Annotated in this window: 14 protein-coding genes and 5 tRNA genes; 7 read left to right on the plus strand and 12 right to left on the minus strand. The window is 42.8% G+C overall.

The annotated features are described in order from the left end of the window. The 5 genes from FTU06_RS05905 to FTU06_RS05925 are packed head-to-tail and all read left to right on the plus strand — an operon-like array spanning position 1 to position 3,383. Complete coding sequence (locus FTU06_RS05905; protein ID WP_078189407.1) at positions 1-366, plus strand: Na+/H+ antiporter subunit C; 366 nt, start codon at positions 1-3, stop codon at positions 364-366. After that, positions 366-2,174: a monovalent cation/H+ antiporter subunit D gene (locus tag FTU06_RS05910; RefSeq protein ID WP_180145500.1), complete on the plus strand. Its 1,809-nt coding sequence runs from the start codon at positions 366-368 to the stop codon at positions 2,172-2,174. Before FTU06_RS05905 ends, FTU06_RS05910 begins: the two co-directional genes overlap by 1 nt. Before the next feature lies 1 nt (position 2,175). Next, a complete protein-coding gene (locus FTU06_RS05915) occupies positions 2,176-2,697 on the plus strand; it encodes a Na+/H+ antiporter subunit E (protein WP_180088891.1) in 522 nt (173 codons plus the stop codon). Beyond that, positions 2,694-2,969 carry a monovalent cation/H+ antiporter subunit F gene (locus tag FTU06_RS05920; RefSeq protein ID WP_078189410.1) on the plus strand — a complete coding sequence of 92 codons (276 nt, stop codon included), beginning with the start codon at positions 2,694-2,696 and terminating at the stop codon, positions 2,967-2,969. Before FTU06_RS05915 ends, FTU06_RS05920 begins: the two co-directional genes overlap by 4 nt. Positions 2,970-2,981: 12 nt before the next feature. Continuing rightward, positions 2,982-3,383 (plus strand): Na+/H+ antiporter subunit G, encoded by a 402-nt coding sequence (locus FTU06_RS05925; protein WP_168378199.1) that lies wholly within the window; start codon positions 2,982-2,984, stop codon positions 3,381-3,383. A gap of 18 nt (positions 3,384-3,401) precedes the next feature. Here FTU06_RS05925 and FTU06_RS05930 read toward each other — a convergent pair whose 3' ends face one another. From FTU06_RS05930 to tpiA, 12 genes are all read right to left on the minus strand, one after another. Continuing rightward, positions 3,402-4,238 carry a tetratricopeptide repeat protein gene (locus tag FTU06_RS05930; RefSeq protein ID WP_180088889.1) on the minus strand — a complete coding sequence of 279 codons (837 nt, stop codon included), beginning with the start codon at positions 4,236-4,238 and terminating at the stop codon, positions 3,402-3,404. A gap of 167 nt (positions 4,239-4,405) precedes the next feature. Beyond that, positions 4,406-4,813, minus strand: a complete 408-nt coding sequence (locus tag FTU06_RS05935) for a ribosome-binding factor A (protein ID WP_180088887.1) — start codon at positions 4,811-4,813, stop codon at positions 4,406-4,408. Then, entirely contained in the window at positions 4,813-7,506 is a 2,694-nt protein-coding gene (gene infB / locus FTU06_RS05940) for a translation initiation factor IF-2 (RefSeq protein ID WP_111884116.1), read from the minus strand. Before infB ends, FTU06_RS05935 begins: the two co-directional genes overlap by 1 nt. A gap of 10 nt (positions 7,507-7,516) precedes the next feature. Further along, positions 7,517-9,001, minus strand: coding sequence for a transcription termination factor NusA (gene nusA, locus FTU06_RS05945; RefSeq protein WP_078192558.1), 1,485 nt, complete (start codon positions 8,999-9,001; stop codon positions 7,517-7,519). 35 nt (positions 9,002-9,036) lie between these two features. Further along, positions 9,037-9,561 (minus strand): ribosome maturation factor RimP, encoded by a 525-nt coding sequence (gene rimP / locus FTU06_RS05950; protein WP_078189416.1) that lies wholly within the window; start codon positions 9,559-9,561, stop codon positions 9,037-9,039. 216 nt (positions 9,562-9,777) lie between these two features. Next, positions 9,778-9,854: transfer RNA gene (locus FTU06_RS05955), tRNA-Met, on the minus strand. 90 nt (positions 9,855-9,944) lie between these two features. Then, positions 9,945-10,021, minus strand: a tRNA-Met gene (locus FTU06_RS05960). A gap of 58 nt (positions 10,022-10,079) precedes the next feature. Next, positions 10,080-10,156, minus strand: a tRNA-Met gene (locus FTU06_RS05965). Positions 10,157-10,229: 73 nt separating this feature from the next. Continuing rightward, positions 10,230-10,306 (minus strand) — tRNA-Met (locus FTU06_RS05970). A 48-nt stretch (positions 10,307-10,354) separates the two neighbouring features. After that, positions 10,355-10,439: transfer RNA gene (locus FTU06_RS05975), tRNA-Leu, on the minus strand. A gap of 52 nt (positions 10,440-10,491) precedes the next feature. Continuing rightward, positions 10,492-10,821, minus strand: coding sequence for a preprotein translocase subunit SecG (gene secG, locus FTU06_RS05980; protein ID WP_078192560.1), 330 nt, complete (start codon positions 10,819-10,821; stop codon positions 10,492-10,494). 13 nt (positions 10,822-10,834) lie between these two features. Beyond that, complete coding sequence (tpiA, locus tag FTU06_RS05985) at positions 10,835-11,626, minus strand: triose-phosphate isomerase (protein WP_180145503.1); 792 nt, start codon at positions 11,624-11,626, stop codon at positions 10,835-10,837. Between the two features lie 275 nt (positions 11,627-11,901). Between tpiA and pilB the strand changes: the two genes are divergently transcribed. Together pilB and FTU06_RS05995 are read left to right on the plus strand one after the other, a co-directional pair. After that, entirely contained in the window at positions 11,902-13,611 is a 1,710-nt protein-coding gene (gene pilB, locus FTU06_RS05990; protein ID WP_180088881.1) for a type IV-A pilus assembly ATPase PilB, read from the plus strand. Positions 13,612-13,643: 32 nt separating this feature from the next. Continuing rightward, on the plus strand, positions 13,644-14,873 hold the full coding sequence (locus FTU06_RS05995) for a type II secretion system F family protein (protein WP_180059132.1): 1,230 nt from the start codon (positions 13,644-13,646) through the stop codon (positions 14,871-14,873). Positions 14,874-14,875 lie beyond the last annotated feature (2 nt).

Genomic DNA, 14,875 nt, shown 5'->3' on the forward strand with positions numbered 1-14,875 from the left:
ATGATTAGTTTAGAATTTTTACTCGCTTCAGCCATTGGCTTACTGACTGCAACAGGGGTCTACCTGATTTTGCGGGCACGTACCTTTCCTGTCGTACTGGGTTTAGCCATGATTGGCTATGCCGTGAACTTATTTTTATTTGTCATGGGGCGTATTCATGTCAACGCACCTGCCGTGTTAACTGAAACCACCAAAGCGACCGATCCTTTACCACAAGCCTTGGTCCTGACCGCCATTGTGATTGGCTTTGCGACCACTGCCTTTATCGTACAATTGGCTCTGCGTAGCCGCTATGAAACTGGAACAGATCATGTGGACTCCAAAGAAGAAATACCGCAAATTGACCCGCGGGAGGATGAGCCATAATGCATGATTTCATCCAATTTTGGACTACGCATAGCCCGATTTTCAGTATTTTAATTCCTGCAATTACTGCATTTATTTTAGTCCTGTTGGGCAACCCCGGCTCTGGCTCGCTGGCACATGACTGGCGACAACCTTGGCGTCGTGGAATCAGCTATGTTTCTGGCATCCTTGGGCTGATCACATCTATCAGTTATTTGATGATCGCCAGCTCTGGCCAAGTCTTGGTTTATAACCTGAGTGAATGGGCCGCACCGTTTGGTATTGTCTTAGTTCTAGATCGACTCTCAGCATTCATGTTGGTGCTGACTTATGGTCTTGCTGTGCCAGTGATGTGGTTTGCCAGCAAAGAATGGGATGAGCGTGGTCGTTATTTCCATGCCATGTGCCATTTCTTACTAATGGGTTTATGTGGTGCATTCCTGACAGGCGATTTATTTAACCTATTTGTGTTCTTTGAAATCCTGTTGATGGCATCATATGTTTTGCTCTTACATGGTCAAGGCAAAGCACGTTTTCAGCTTGGTATTCATTACGTCACCATTAACCTATTTGCCTCTGCCCTCTTCCTGATTGGACTCGGGATGATTTACGGCAGTGTAGGTAGCTTAAATATGGCTGATGTTGCACGACTTATGCCTTTGCTTGAAGCGGATCAACATCGTATCGCAGTGGCTGGTGCATTGTTACTGTTTACCGTCTTTGGCATCAAAGCTGCAATGCTGCCTGTAGGGTTCTGGTTACCGAAGACCTATGCTGTGGCAACCACGCCTGTCGCAGCCTTATTCACTATCATGACCAAGGTCGGCATCTATGCCATTCTCCGTGTCAATGGTACTGTTTTTGACGATGGGATTAGCCGTGAAATCTTACAACAGTGGCTGTTACCAATTGGCTTAGTAACCTCGCTCTATGGTGCTTATGGCGCAATCGGAACGGATCGCTTACGTCGTTTTGTCGGTTTTATGATTTTGTCTTCTATCGGGACAATATTGGTTGCAATTTCATTCTTTAATACGGATGCATGGGCTGCGGGGCTTTATTACCTGATTCACAGTACCATCATTGGTGCAGCATTTTATATTCTCTCAGGTTGGATTACCTCACAACGCGGCGAATTTAAAGATCATTTTAAAATTGCACCTCGCATGAAACAACATAATACCGTTGCTGTCTGCTATTTCATCATTGCGTTGATGATGGCTGGTCTACCGCCATTTAGCGGATTTTTGGGTAAAGTATTTCTCTTGCAAGCCACGGCAAACTCACCTTACCAAATCATGATTATTTTGATTGTATTGTTGGTGAGTTTACTCAGTATTATCGCATTCACCCGAGTTGGTTTTGTACTTTTCTGGCGTTCATCTCGCCCAGAAGATGATATTGATACTGAAGAATATCAGCGTTATCAGGCTTTGCCGAATAAGGCACCGCTTCGTAATGACAAAACTATTTATTTGCTGTTAACAGCGCTTGTGGGATATATGGTTTTTGCTGCGCCGATCTATGACTACACCTACAAAACTGCGCAGCAAATTCAAGACAATCCATTATATGAATCCTTGCTGCTGAAAAAGGATGAAGAAGGTAAAATCATCAGTGTTCAACCTTATGACCCTGAAAATTTACCTGAAACCAAATATGGTGGTGAATCAGCCGATCCAAATGCACACCTCATTCCTGCATTGATCGCGCCTGAAACTCTACATGGCGAGCATATTTCTGAGTATAAGCAACGCCAAATTCAGGGACAGCAGCAAGAAGAAAAACTGCCTGAAGAAACCCAACTAAAACCGATGGAGGCACCTTAACATGGCGAAAACATCTGTATTAAATCGCTGGTTTCCACATCCATTAGTTTCAGTCATGGTTGGTCTGAGCTGGGTTATGTTGGCGCACAGTCTAGATGCGGCCACACTCTGCATGGCCTTGTTTTTAGCCATTGTTATTCCACGATTGGTTCGCCCTTTTATTGACCGAACGCCGAATATCAACTGGCTGGCAGCATGTAAATTATTCTTTGTGGTGCTGTGGGATATTATTGTCAGTAATATCCATGTTGCAAAATTAGTCCTTGGGCCAACACATAAACTGCACCCGAAATGGTTCCGTGTTCCTCTCGATACACAGCATGAGGAAGTCAATTCTTTACTTGCGATGATCATCACCACCACGCCTGGTACGGTGTCTGCGGGGATTGACCAAGACCGTGGTGATATTTTGGTCCATGCGCTGAGCACGGATGATCCCGAAGCGGAAATTCAAACCATTAAAGAGCGCTATGAACGCCCTCTCATCCTCATTTTTGGCGCTGATACAGGAGAATCTGCATGACAATTTTACCGTATGCGCTTGGCATCTGTTTAGTTGCTGTGACGATCTCGATGTTATTGTGTCTCATTCGCTTGGTGATGGGACCCTCAATCGTAGACCGGCTACTTGCTTTAGATACCTTATTCTTAAATGCCACCTGTTTAATTGTCATTTTAGGTATTTATTGGGCAAGTACATCGATGTTTGAAGGGGCTTTATTGGTTGCCATGCTTGGGTTTGTGTCTACAGCCGCTTTAGCACGCTATTTCACCACTGGCCACGTCATCGACTAGGAGTACATTAATATGCAATTAGTCATGGAAATTTTGGTCTCGATTTTTTTGGTGATTGGCGCTTTTTTCATGTTGGTCGGGGGTATTGGTATGGTTCGCCTACCCGACTTATTTATGCGTCTACACGCACCGACTAAATCAAGCACCTTAGGTTTAGGAAGTTTTCTAATTGCTGCAATTATTTATGCAGCATTTCAAGGGCGTTTTGGATTTGCAGAAATCCTGATCACGCTTTTTGCTTTTATCACTGCACCGGTTTCTGCAAACCTCATGGCACAAGCCGCATTACATTTACGACTGCGCTCGATGAGTGGTGATGCACCAGAAGCGCTTAATCGCCCTCTTCCTTGGCAGCGAACTCGCCGCCGTGCATTTCACTCTAAAGTCCATTCAAAACCGGAAGATCTGGATTAAATCCAGATCTAGTTTTGATTATGCCTTCGAGCTAAAAAAATCTTTGATTCGCATCCACATTTTTTCAAATACGCTGCTTTGAGCCATATATTGCAAACGCTTTTGGTTATATGGCGTCGTCTTTAATCCATATTTTTCTGCTAAATCAATCAGTATATTTGTTTCATAACTACTTTGAAAATGATCAGACCAATTAGGCTGATATTGACTCATCTCAAGATTCGCCAATTCATAAAACAGCTGTGCCATCACGGCATCCTGTCTTGAAACAAAATTTTTCCGCTCATTAATCTGTAAACTGGCCTGCTCTCGTATGGCATCGTATTCCGCTGTTGTGAGTTTTCGTTGATTCTTCCAGTGCGCATCAGGTACATAACCTATTCCATAATGTACATTCAACAATGGATATTCATGAAAATATTTTGCTGTCGCACGTTTTTCTTTGGCTGTTAAAATATTCAGATGAATCCATTCACTGCCAAGATGTATCGATGGATCACGCTTCATGCCTTCAGCAATCCATTTTTTGGCCTGTGGAATATTGCCAATCAACTCATATGCAGTACCTAAATTCACTGCAGTCTTTGGTAAACCTGGATGCTCTTTTTCAATTGCACGCAAAACCTTAATGGCTAAATCGTAACGGCCTGCGTAGATCTGATGTACGGCATAATCATTTTCTGCCTGATAGTCTATTGGGCTAGGATGCCTTGAGACAAAGTTATTCAATTTTTCATCATGATCTTCTTCGTGTTGATTTTCTTTTTCTGAATCAGATGTATAAAAATCTTCTACATAGGTATTTAAACATGCCCAACTTGGCATAGTGATGAGTAATATGCTGCTCAATAGCATGATTTTTTTATTATATTGTGTGTATAGACTGGACTATCCAATGTCATTTTCAAGCTTAGTTTTATCATCTAGTTATAATTCTGTGTGTTATTGGGGATTTTTAAAGAATGACCATTCAAACATAAAAAAGCCACCCGAAGGTGGCTTTTTTCATTCAGCGAACTGAATTATTCATCATCTTTTTTTGCTTCGTCAGTAGGAGGTAAGTCCTTGACCGCTTCCGCAATTAGACCAAACATATAGTTGCCATAAGCATTTGTTTTGTCGTAATGGAAACGCAAACGTGGCGTAATACGTGTTTTGATACGATGGCTTAGTTCATGACGCAAGAAACCAGATGCTTTATTCAAGACATCTAAAGTCTCTTTATTTGCGGCTTCACTTTGCTCATCGCCTAGCTCACGACCCATTACAGTCACATAAACTTCGGCATATCCTAAGTCTGGGCTCACCTTCACGGCAGAGATGGTCACTAGACCACCTAAGCGTGGATCTTTCAGCTCCTGACGGATCAGTTCTGACAACTCACGTTGTACTGTATCCGCCATACGCTTCAGACGTTGACTACCCGCCATTAAAGACTCCGTTTAATTAATTGAACATCGTACACTTCAATCTTATCTTGTGCTTTGATGTCTTTATAGCCTTTCACCGCAAGACCACATTCCATACCGGCACGAACTTCTTCAACCACATCTTTGTAGCGACGAAGAGATTCAAGCTCACCTTGGAATACCACCACGTCATCACGTAATACGCGAATCGGTTTATTACGGTGTAATGTACCTTCAAGTACCATACAACCTGCAGCAGCACCGAATTTACTTGAGTGGAACACTTCACGTACTTCAGCAACACCCAGAATTGTTTCACGGTGTTCAGGCGCCAATTTACCGCTCATCGCATCTTTCACATCATCAATTAATTGATAGATGATTGAGTAGTAACGAATGTCGATACCATCAGCATCAGCTTTTTGACGTGCAGTATTATCAGCACGTACGTTAAAGCCGAGAAGAACCGCTTCTGATGATTCAGCAAGTGTTACGTCAGACTCAGTGATCGCACCAACACCTGAACCAATAATACGTACTTTCACTTCATCAGTTGCAAGTTCAGCAAGTGCAACGTGTAATGCTTCCAAAGTACCACGTACGTCTGTTTTCAATACCACGTTGACAATAGGCACATCTTTCTTGCCCATAGACGCCATGATATTTTCAAGACGCATCGCAGATTGACGCTCAAGACGTTTTTGACGTTCACGATCCATACGTGCATCAGCAACTTCACGTGCTTTCTTCTCGTCATTTACAACAAGAACTTCGTCACCCGCCATTGGCGCTTCAGGAAGACCCAAGATTTCCACAGGAATCGAAGGACCAGCAGATTTAATACGTTGACCATTTTCATCTGTCATTGCACGTACACGACCGTATGACGAACCTGCAAGAACAAGGTCACCCACTTTCAATGTACCGTTTTGAACAAGAATCGATGTTACCGCACCACGCCCTTTGTCTACACGTGCTTCAATTACAACACCTTGTGCCGCACCCTCTTCAGATGCTTTAAGCTCAAGAAGTTCGGCTTGAATTGAGATCAAGTCAAGAAGTTCGTCGATACCTGCACCGCTGTGCGCAGAAACCATTGCCACTGGAACGTCACCGCCCCATTGCTCAGGTACGATTTCTTTCGTCGTCAACTCATTCAATACGCGATCTGGATCAGCAGACTCTTTATCCATTTTGTTGATAGCAACAATAATTGGCGTACCTGCTGCACGTGCATGGTCAATCGCTTCCGCAGTTTGTGGCATAACACCATCATCTGCTGCAACAACCAACACTACGATATCTGTAGATTTCGCACCACGTGAACGCATTGCAGTAAATGCTGCGTGTCCCGGTGTATCTAAGAAAGTAATAATACCTTTTTCAGTTTTCACATGGTAAGCACCAATATGCTGTGTGATACCACCTGCTTCACCTGCAGCCACTTTAGAGCGACGAATACGGTCAAGAAGTGATGTTTTACCATGGTCAACGTGACCCATAATTGTCACAACTGGCGGACGAGTGGTTTGGACACCACGCGCTTCTTCAGCTGCTTCAAGTAAGTTGTCTTCTGCTTGTGTATCCGAAACAAGTACTGGATTGTGACCCATTTCTTCAACAACAAGTGCTGCAATTTCTTGATCAATCGCTTGGTTTTGAGTAACCAATTCGCCCATTTTCATGAGTGATTTGATAACTTCGCGAACTTTAACCGCCATTTTCGCAGCCAAGTCAGCAACAACAATTGTTTCACCAATTTCAACATCATAAACTTGTTTTTTAACTGGTTTTTCAAAGCCATGCTTGTTCGCTTGACTTGTTTTTAAACCACGTTTATGTGAGTTATCACGGAAAGATTGCTCTTCGCCACGACGACCACCTTTTTTAGGTGAACGTGAATTGTTGGTATTGGTACCACGTTTAATTTCACGGTCTTCTTTCGCAAATGAATCTTCATATGCCTGACCTACAAGGCCGGCAGCAAGCGGAGAATCATCTACAACACGAATGGTCGCAGTAGTGTCTTCGTTAGAATACTTAGACGCCATTTGACGCATTTGCTCAAGCGTACGTTGTTGCGCTTCTTCAGCGGCTTTACGACGCGCCGCTTCTTCTACAGCTTTCAATTGTGCTGCTTGAGCTTCACGTGCTTTTTTCTGTTCTAGAGTTTCAACAGGTTTTGTAATTGGCTTGTTGTTTGACTTACGTTTTACAACAACCGCAGCTTTCGGTGTTTCTTGCTTCGCATGTTCTTGCTTCGCAGCAGCACGCATTGCTTCTAAAGCTTGTTTCGCTTTAGATACTGGTTGTTGCTTCGGTTCTTCAGCTTTCGCTTCAACCTTAGGTTCCTGTTTACGTGCTTGTTGGTCAGCTTGTGCTTTCGCTAATGCTTCAGCTTTAATTTGCTCAGGATCCGGTTTAACAAATGTATGTTTCTTACGAACTTCTACATTAATCGTTTTTGCCTTGCCCGATGTACTCGCCACTTTAGCAGTACTGGTAGTTTTACGTTTCAACGTGATTTGTCCTGCATTGCCCGCATCCTGACCATGAACTTTTTTCAAATGGTTAACGAGGGCATTTTGTTGTTCAGTGGAGATAATATCGTCAGGTTTAGTTTGTGGTAAACCCGCATCACGAACCTGTTCCAGTAGCTTCTCAACTGGACGACCCACGCTGAGAGCTAACTCCTTAATCGACTTGTCCGTCATATATTACCTCCTAGTTAAACCATGATTCGCGCGCTTTCATAATAAGTTGACCTGCTTTTTCAGCACCTAAACCTTCGATATCAGAGATATCGTCAGTGGCTTGATCTGCAAGATCATCTACAGTTACCACACCGCGAGCGGCAAGCGCATATGCGATTTCTTTAGTCACGCCTTCCATTGCAGCAAGCTCTTCGCTTGGCTCTTGGATGTTTTCTTGTTGCTTCAATGCATCAGCCAATGCAATTTCTTTTGCACGACCTTGCAGCATTTCAACAGTTTCAGCATCAAGTTCGATCTCATCGAATGTTTCCGCAGGAACATACGCGATTTCTTCTAATGATGTGAAACCCATTTCAACTAACGCCATCGCTAAGTCTTCATCAATATCTAGACGTGTAACAAACATATCTAAATATTGTTGCGCTTCGTTTTGTTGGCGTGCGTGATATTCTTCTTCAAGCATCATATTGAGCTTGTAACCAGTCAATTCAGATGCTAAGCGTACGTTTTGACCTTGAGAGCCAATTGCACGTGCTAACTGATCACTCGTTGCAAAAATAATATCTGCAGTACGTTCTTCTTCATCAATCACGATACCTGATACATCAGCAGGCTCTAGAGCACTTGCAATGTACTGTGCCGCATCATCAGACCAAACGACTACATCAATACGCTCACCATTTAACTCTGATTGAACTGCTTGGATACGTGTACCACGCATACCAATACATGCACCTACAGGATCAATACGGTGATCGTTTGTTTTCACAGCGATTTTAGCACGAACGCCAGGTTGGCGTGCAGCAGCCTTAATCTCAATGATTTCTTCAGCAATTTCAGGAATTTCTTTCTTCATCAATGCAATAAGCATTTCTGGTTTAGAACGAGAAAGTAATAACTGAGCACCACGACCTTCACGGTTTACGTTAAACAAAATCGCGTTTACACGTTGTTTAGGACGTAGAATTTCTTTAGCGATCATTTCTTCACGCGCAAGATATGCTTCTGCATTGTCACCTAAATCAATGATAAAGCCATCTTTGGTTTGTTTTTTCACTTCACCGTAGATGAGTTCACCAACTTTAGATTCGTAAGCATCTGCAATTAGCGCACGCTCTGCTTCACGAATTTTTTGAACAATCACTTGTTTCGCAATTTGTGCCGCAATACGACCGAAATCAATCGATTCAACTTCAAGTTCACGGATATCCCCAATTGCCCATTTTGCAGGATCTACATCAGAGATCGCATCTTGGCATGCTGGCATTTCGTGATCTTCGTCGGCAACCACTTCCCATTGACGGAAAGTACGGTAATCACCAGTACGACGGTCGATTTCTACACGTAGACGAGCTTCTTCCGAGTGAGTTCCCTCGTAGAATTTCTTCTTAGTCGCTGCAACTAAAGCTTGTTCAAGCGCTTCAAAAATTGCATCACGACTTACACCTTTTTCGTTACTAACCGTTTCTACTACGGTAAGAATTTCACGAGCCATAAGTCACCTATTCGTTCAGATTCTTATTTATTAAATTAATCTTGGAAAACCAGATTTGCTTTATCAATATTGTGGCTGTCAATATCCAACACTTGTTGCTTTTCAACTTCAACCTGAATCATTTCGCTTTCAAGGTCTACGCTTACAAGTTTGGCTTGGAATTTACGACGATTATCCACAGCACTGATCAAACGCAAAGCGACTTGCTGACCAATGTATGCCGTCATTTGTTCCAATTTAAAGAACTGACGATCCCAACCTGGAGATGACACTTCCAATGCATATTCGCCTGAAATTGGATCATGTACATCCAACATCGCACCCACTTGCTGAGTGACACGAACACAGTCCTGCACGCCGATACCACGGCCTTGCTCAACTTCGCCATCTTCATTGATGACAGGTTCTGCATTTTCATCAACTTCACGGTCGATATAAATACGTAACAGTGAACGCTTACCTTGAGGTTGGAAATCAATCCCCCAAAGTTCTACATCACATGCTTGCACCGCTGGGGCAATTAAGTCCTGAAGTGCTTGAGTTTTATTTGATAGCTTCATTTACTCTCGTCAAATTTGTGCGATTCGATGGTCGAAATGACCACTACAGACCAATGCAAAACTATAGTAGTAGTGAAACATGACGGTTTGACCAAAATACTGTCGACACTACACGATAGCCAATAAAAAAGGGCGTAAATCGCCCCATTATTACACAGAAAACCATAGTCCACTGTGCAAAAAGGCCCACCTAGTTGTGAGCCTCTTTTAGAAACTTGGTAGCGGGAGCTGGATTTGAACCAACGACCTTCGGGTTATGAGCCCGACGAGCTACCAGACTGCTCCATCCCGCATCAACATGCAAAAATTATATACAATTTCTTGGTCATTTTCAATCTAAAACAACCTGAAGAATTGCCCTACTGAGTTGCATCTCAGAGGATTGGTAGCGGGAGCTGGATTTGAACCAACGACCTTCGGGTTATGAGCCCGACGAGCTACCAGACTGCTCCATCCCGCATCAACATCACAATGACTTTCAGATAAGCTGCTTATATAGATTGTGTGCTATATAAGATTGGTAGCGGGGGCTGGATTTGAACCAACGACCTTCGGGTTATGAGCCCGACGAGCTACCAGACTGCTCCACCCCGCATCAATATGCAAATAGTTTTCTCAGCTTTAAAAGCTGTCCATTTAAAAGTTTGCATCTTAAAAATAGAATTGATTGGTAGCGGGAGCTGGATTTGAACCAACGACCTTCGGGTTATGAGCCCGACGAGCTACCAGACTGCTCCATCCCGCATCAACAGAGTTTTGCTGCATACACCAACTTATGTTCTGGATTATAAGTTGGTGCGGAAGGGGGGACTTGAACCCCCACGCCCGAAAGCACTACCACCTCAAGGTAGCGTGTCTACCAATTCCACCACCACCGCAGCTGTGACGCATTCTAGTCGCAACACGTCAAAAAAGAAAGCGCTAAATAAATTATTCAGCGCTTTTTGGTGCAGTTGGCGAAGTTTCAGCCGATTTTGCAGGCGCAGTCGGTACTGAAGAAATCGCATTCAGACTATAAGCATCTGTCGTTTGTTTCTTTGCAAACACAGCAAGTGTCAAGCTCGTAACAAAGAACAAAGCCGTTAAAATCGCAGTCAAACGGGTCATAAAGTTACCCGAACCAGATGCACCAAATACAGTTGCAGCACCGCCGCCACCAAAAGATGCACCCGCATCTGCGCCTTTACCATGCTGAACTAAAATCAACACGATCATTAAAATCGCTAAGATAATATGTACCACCAGCACAAACGTATGCATGCTGAACTCCTAATTATTTTGTATTTGCAAATGCTCGAGCAATTTTATAAAACGACTCTGCATTTAATGATGCACCACCGACCAGCGCACCATTGATATCTGGACAGGCTGCCAACTCTACTGCATTTTCTGGTTTTACACTACCACCATAAAGAATTGCAGTATGAAGTCCCATCGGGGTGATTTGGCTTAAACCTTCACGAATTTTAGCATGCATCGCTTGCGCATCTTCAGGTGACGCTGTTTTACCTGTGCCAATGGCCCAAATTGGCTCATAAGCCACCACAATTTGTTTCCACTGCTCTGCTTGTACGACAGCAGCAATATCACATATTTGTTGTAACACAACCTGTTCTGCTTGGCCGCTTTCACGTTGTTCTAAGCTTTCACCCACGCAATAAATCACAGTCAAACCTGCGTTTAATGCATTTTTTACTTTTTCATTAATGATATGCGGTTGATCAGCAAAAATTTCACGGCGTTCTGAATGACCAATCAGTACAAATTCAATACCATAATCTTTTAATAGCTCAGCACTAAGCTCACCCGTGTATGCACCTGTACCTGCGACGCGAGAAACGTCTTGTGCAACAGTCATGATGTAACGGCTTGCTTGTGCTAATTCATTTTGCACCGAGGTCAGAGCAATAGCTGTTGGTGCAACCCCAATATGGCATGCCGCTTCAGCAATATTTTGTTCATTTAATAATTGCTTAAAATTCTTAAGAAGTGCGCCAGCATCGGCTTGCAATGGGTTCATTTTCCAGTTACCCACTACCCAAGGCGTAATCGTCGAACCCGACATATTTATCCCACATGACAAAGATGAAATCGGGCACATTCTACACGTAATTCATAATTTTGAAGATAAATTTCAACACATTTGCATCTTCGAACCACACCAGTCATTCCAAGATCTTCACTTTTCTGTAAAAAAATTAAGCAGATTTAAGGACTGGTTCATGCTTTTTACCAATTCTTAGCTAGTGACAACACTTTAAGATATGGTATTTTTGTGCAACAAAAGTATAATTTTGCTATACCAATTATAAACAGACTGAAGCATAGGCAAGTAAAAGCATGACAGCAGTTCAAGGTTCTTCAAGATTTACGGGGTTTATTCGTCGCTTAGTTGACGAAGGGCATCTGTCTGCCGAAAAAATGCAAGCAGCGCTGCAAAATTCAAAAAAGGCTCATCAAGATATCGTGCCGCATTTGATTCAGGAATATCACCTTTCAGCACGCCTGATCGCAGAAACCATCTCGATAGAGTTCGGTGAACCGGTTTTTGATATTTCAACTTATGATACGTCTTTAATTATACGTGATGAATTTGAAGATAAACTCATTACTAAGCATCGTATTTTGCCTATTTTTAAACATGGCAATTTATTATTCGTTGCGATCAGTAATCCCACCAATATTGAAGCAGTGGATGCCATTCGATTTGGTAGTAAGCTGAATACTGAAACAATTATTGTTGAACATGACAAACTTGAAAAGTTAATTGAACAGAACTTCGCTGAAGAAAGTACTTTCGACTTTGACGATGACTTTGATCTTGATTTAGATAATGAAACACCCGATCCATCTCAAGAAGATGAAGATGAGGCAACGGGTGATGAAGCTCCGATTGTTAAATACATCAATAAACTACTAGTCGACGCAATTCGCATGGGTGCATCTGACTTACATTTCGAACCCTATGAAAAGTCTTACCGCGTCCGCTACCGTGTCGATGGCGTGTTAAGAACAATTACTAATCCGCCCTTGCAGCTCGCTACAAGACTTGCTTCACGTTTAAAAGTCATGTCACAAATGGACATCTCGGAAAAACGTATACCTCAAGACGGTCGTATCAAGTTAAAGCTGTCAAAGAACAAAGCTATCGACTTCCGTGTGAACTCTTTACCGACATTGTTTGGTGAAAAACTTGTTCTACGTATCCTTGATCCATCTAGTGCGATGCTAGGGATTGATGCGTTGGGTTATGAACCTGATCAAAAAGAACTGTTCATGCAGGCTTTAGAAAAACCACAAGGCATGCTGCTCATTACCGGTCCAACGGGTTCCGGTAAAACCGTATCTCTATATACAGGTTTAAATATTCTCAACCGTGAAGATACCAATATTTCAACGGCCGAAGACCCTGTGGAAATTAACTTAGAAGGGATCAATCAGGTAAACGTAAATAATAAAGTCGGCCTCACCTTCTCTGCAGCCTTAAAATCATTCTTACGTCAAGACCCTGATATTGTGATGGTCGGTGAGATTCGAGATTTAGAAACGGCTGAAATTGCAATTAAAGCGGCTCAAACAGGTCACATGGTAATGTCTACACTGCATACCAATAGTGCACCTGAAACACTGACACGCTTACGCAATATGGGCGTGCCTTCATTTAACATCGCGACATCCGTGAACCTTGTCATTGCGCAGCGACTTGCACGTCGCCTATGTTCACAATGTAAAGAAACAGTAGACGTACCAAAACAAAGTCTATTGGAGCTTGGTTTTACTGAAGACGATTTAAATACACCAGAATTTCAAATATACCAACCTGTGGGTTGTGCCGAATGCCGTGAAGGCTATAAAGGCCGTGTCGGTATATATGAAGTCATGAAAGTGACACCTGAAATTTCAAGAATTATTATGGAAGATGGCAATGCCTTACAAATTGCCGAAGCTTCAAATCAAGCAGGTTTTAACAATTTACGCCGTTCAGGCTTAATTAAGGTCATGCAGGGGGTGACTTCACTTCAAGAAGTCAATCGTGTGACCAGTGAGTAAGTGAATTAGTATTTAAAAATAAGGATAAATTCATGGCTGTAAAAAAAGCGCAGATGATGCCAACCTTCAGTTATGAAGGCGTGGATCGCAAAGGGGCGAAAATCAAAGGGGAAATGCCTTCGCGTAATATGGCTTTAGCCAAAGTCACTTTACGTAAGCAAGGCATCACCATTAAAACCATTCGAGAAAAACGCAAAAATATTCTCGAAGGCTTGATGAAAAAGAAAGTATCCACTTTGGATATCACGGTATTCACGCGCCAACTTGCAACCATGATGAAAGCCGGTGTACCGCTCGTTCAGGGTTTTGAAATCGTGGCGGAAGGCCTAGAAAACCCAGCCATGCGTGAAGTGGTTTTGGGGATTAAAGGTGAAGTTGAAGGCGGCAATACCTTTGCAGGTGCACTGCGTAAATATCCGCAGTATTTCGACAACCTATTTTGCTCTTTGGTTGAATCAGGCGAACAATCGGGTGCACTTGAAACCATGCTGGATCGTGTTGCCATTTATAAAGAAAAAAGTGAATTGCTTAAGCAAAAAATCAAAAAGGCCATGAAATACCCAGCCACAGTTATTGTGGTCGCGATAATTGTGACCATTATTTTGATGGTGAAAGTTGTACCCGTATTTGAAGGCCTTTTCAGTTCATTTGGTGCAGAACTGCCAGCTTTTACTAAGATGGTTGTCAATATGTCAAATTGGACTAAAGATTATTGGTTTATCATGCTCGTGGTTATTGCAATATTAATTGGTGGGTTTCTAGAAGCAAAAAAACGTAGCAAAGCTTTCCGAGACTTCTTAGACAAAGCTGCACTAAAAGCACCAATTTTTGGTGATTTGGTTTATAAAGCGATTATTGCCCGCTATAGCCGTACCTTGGCAACCACCTTTGCCGCAGGTGTACCTTTAATCGATGCACTAGAATCGACTGCAGGTGCAACCAACAACGTGGTCTATGAAACAGCGGTCATGAAAATTCGTGAAGATGTCGCGACTGGTCAGCAATTGCAATTTGCCATGCGTGTTACCGATAAATTTCCACCTATGGCAGTCCAAATGGTCGCTATTGGTGAAGAGTCTGGTGCTTTAGATGCCATGCTAGATAAAGTGGCGACACATTATGAGAATGAAGTAGATAATGCTGTAGATGGTTTAACCTCTATGATGGAACCCTTAATTATGGCTATTCTCGGGATTTTAGTAGGGGGTCTTGTTGTCGCAATGTACCTTCCAATCTTCCAAATGGGTTCAGTGGTTGGTTAAAA

Source organism: Acinetobacter sp. YH12052 (assembly GCF_013419835.1).
GTDB lineage: Bacteria > Pseudomonadota > Gammaproteobacteria > Pseudomonadales > Moraxellaceae > Acinetobacter > Acinetobacter amyesii.

What these genes read in the sequence shown, in the direction of transcription:
- FTU06_RS05905 (WP_078189407.1), top strand. Translation starts at nt 1, where the DNA reads ATGATTAGTTTAGAATTTTTACTCGCTTCAGCCATTGGCTTACTGACT.
- FTU06_RS05910 (WP_180145500.1), top strand. Translation starts at nt 366, where the DNA reads ATGCATGATTTCATCCAATTTTGGACTACGCATAGCCCGATTTTCAGT.
- FTU06_RS05915 (WP_180088891.1), top strand. Translation starts at nt 2,176, where the DNA reads ATGGCGAAAACATCTGTATTAAATCGCTGGTTTCCACATCCATTAGTT.
- FTU06_RS05920 (WP_078189410.1), top strand. Translation starts at nt 2,694, where the DNA reads ATGACAATTTTACCGTATGCGCTTGGCATCTGTTTAGTTGCTGTGACG.
- FTU06_RS05925 (WP_168378199.1), top strand. Translation starts at nt 2,982, where the DNA reads ATGCAATTAGTCATGGAAATTTTGGTCTCGATTTTTTTGGTGATTGGC.
- FTU06_RS05930 (WP_180088889.1), bottom strand. Translation starts at nt 4,238, where the DNA reads ATGCTATTGAGCAGCATATTACTCATCACTATGCCAAGTTGGGCATGT.
- FTU06_RS05935 (WP_180088887.1), bottom strand. Translation starts at nt 4,813, where the DNA reads ATGGCGGGTAGTCAACGTCTGAAGCGTATGGCGGATACAGTACAACGT.
- infB (WP_111884116.1), bottom strand. Translation starts at nt 7,506, where the DNA reads ATGACGGACAAGTCGATTAAGGAGTTAGCTCTCAGCGTGGGTCGTCCA.
- nusA (WP_078192558.1), bottom strand. Translation starts at nt 9,001, where the DNA reads ATGGCTCGTGAAATTCTTACCGTAGTAGAAACGGTTAGTAACGAAAAA.
- rimP (WP_078189416.1), bottom strand. Translation starts at nt 9,561, where the DNA reads ATGAAGCTATCAAATAAAACTCAAGCACTTCAGGACTTAATTGCCCCA.
- secG (WP_078192560.1), bottom strand. Translation starts at nt 10,821, where the DNA reads ATGCATACGTTTGTGCTGGTGGTACATATTATCTTAGCGATTTTAATG.
- tpiA (WP_180145503.1), bottom strand. Translation starts at nt 11,626, where the DNA reads ATGTCGGGTTCGACGATTACGCCTTGGGTAGTGGGTAACTGGAAAATG.
- pilB (WP_180088881.1), top strand. Translation starts at nt 11,902, where the DNA reads ATGACAGCAGTTCAAGGTTCTTCAAGATTTACGGGGTTTATTCGTCGC.
- FTU06_RS05995 (WP_180059132.1), top strand. Translation starts at nt 13,644, where the DNA reads ATGGCTGTAAAAAAAGCGCAGATGATGCCAACCTTCAGTTATGAAGGC.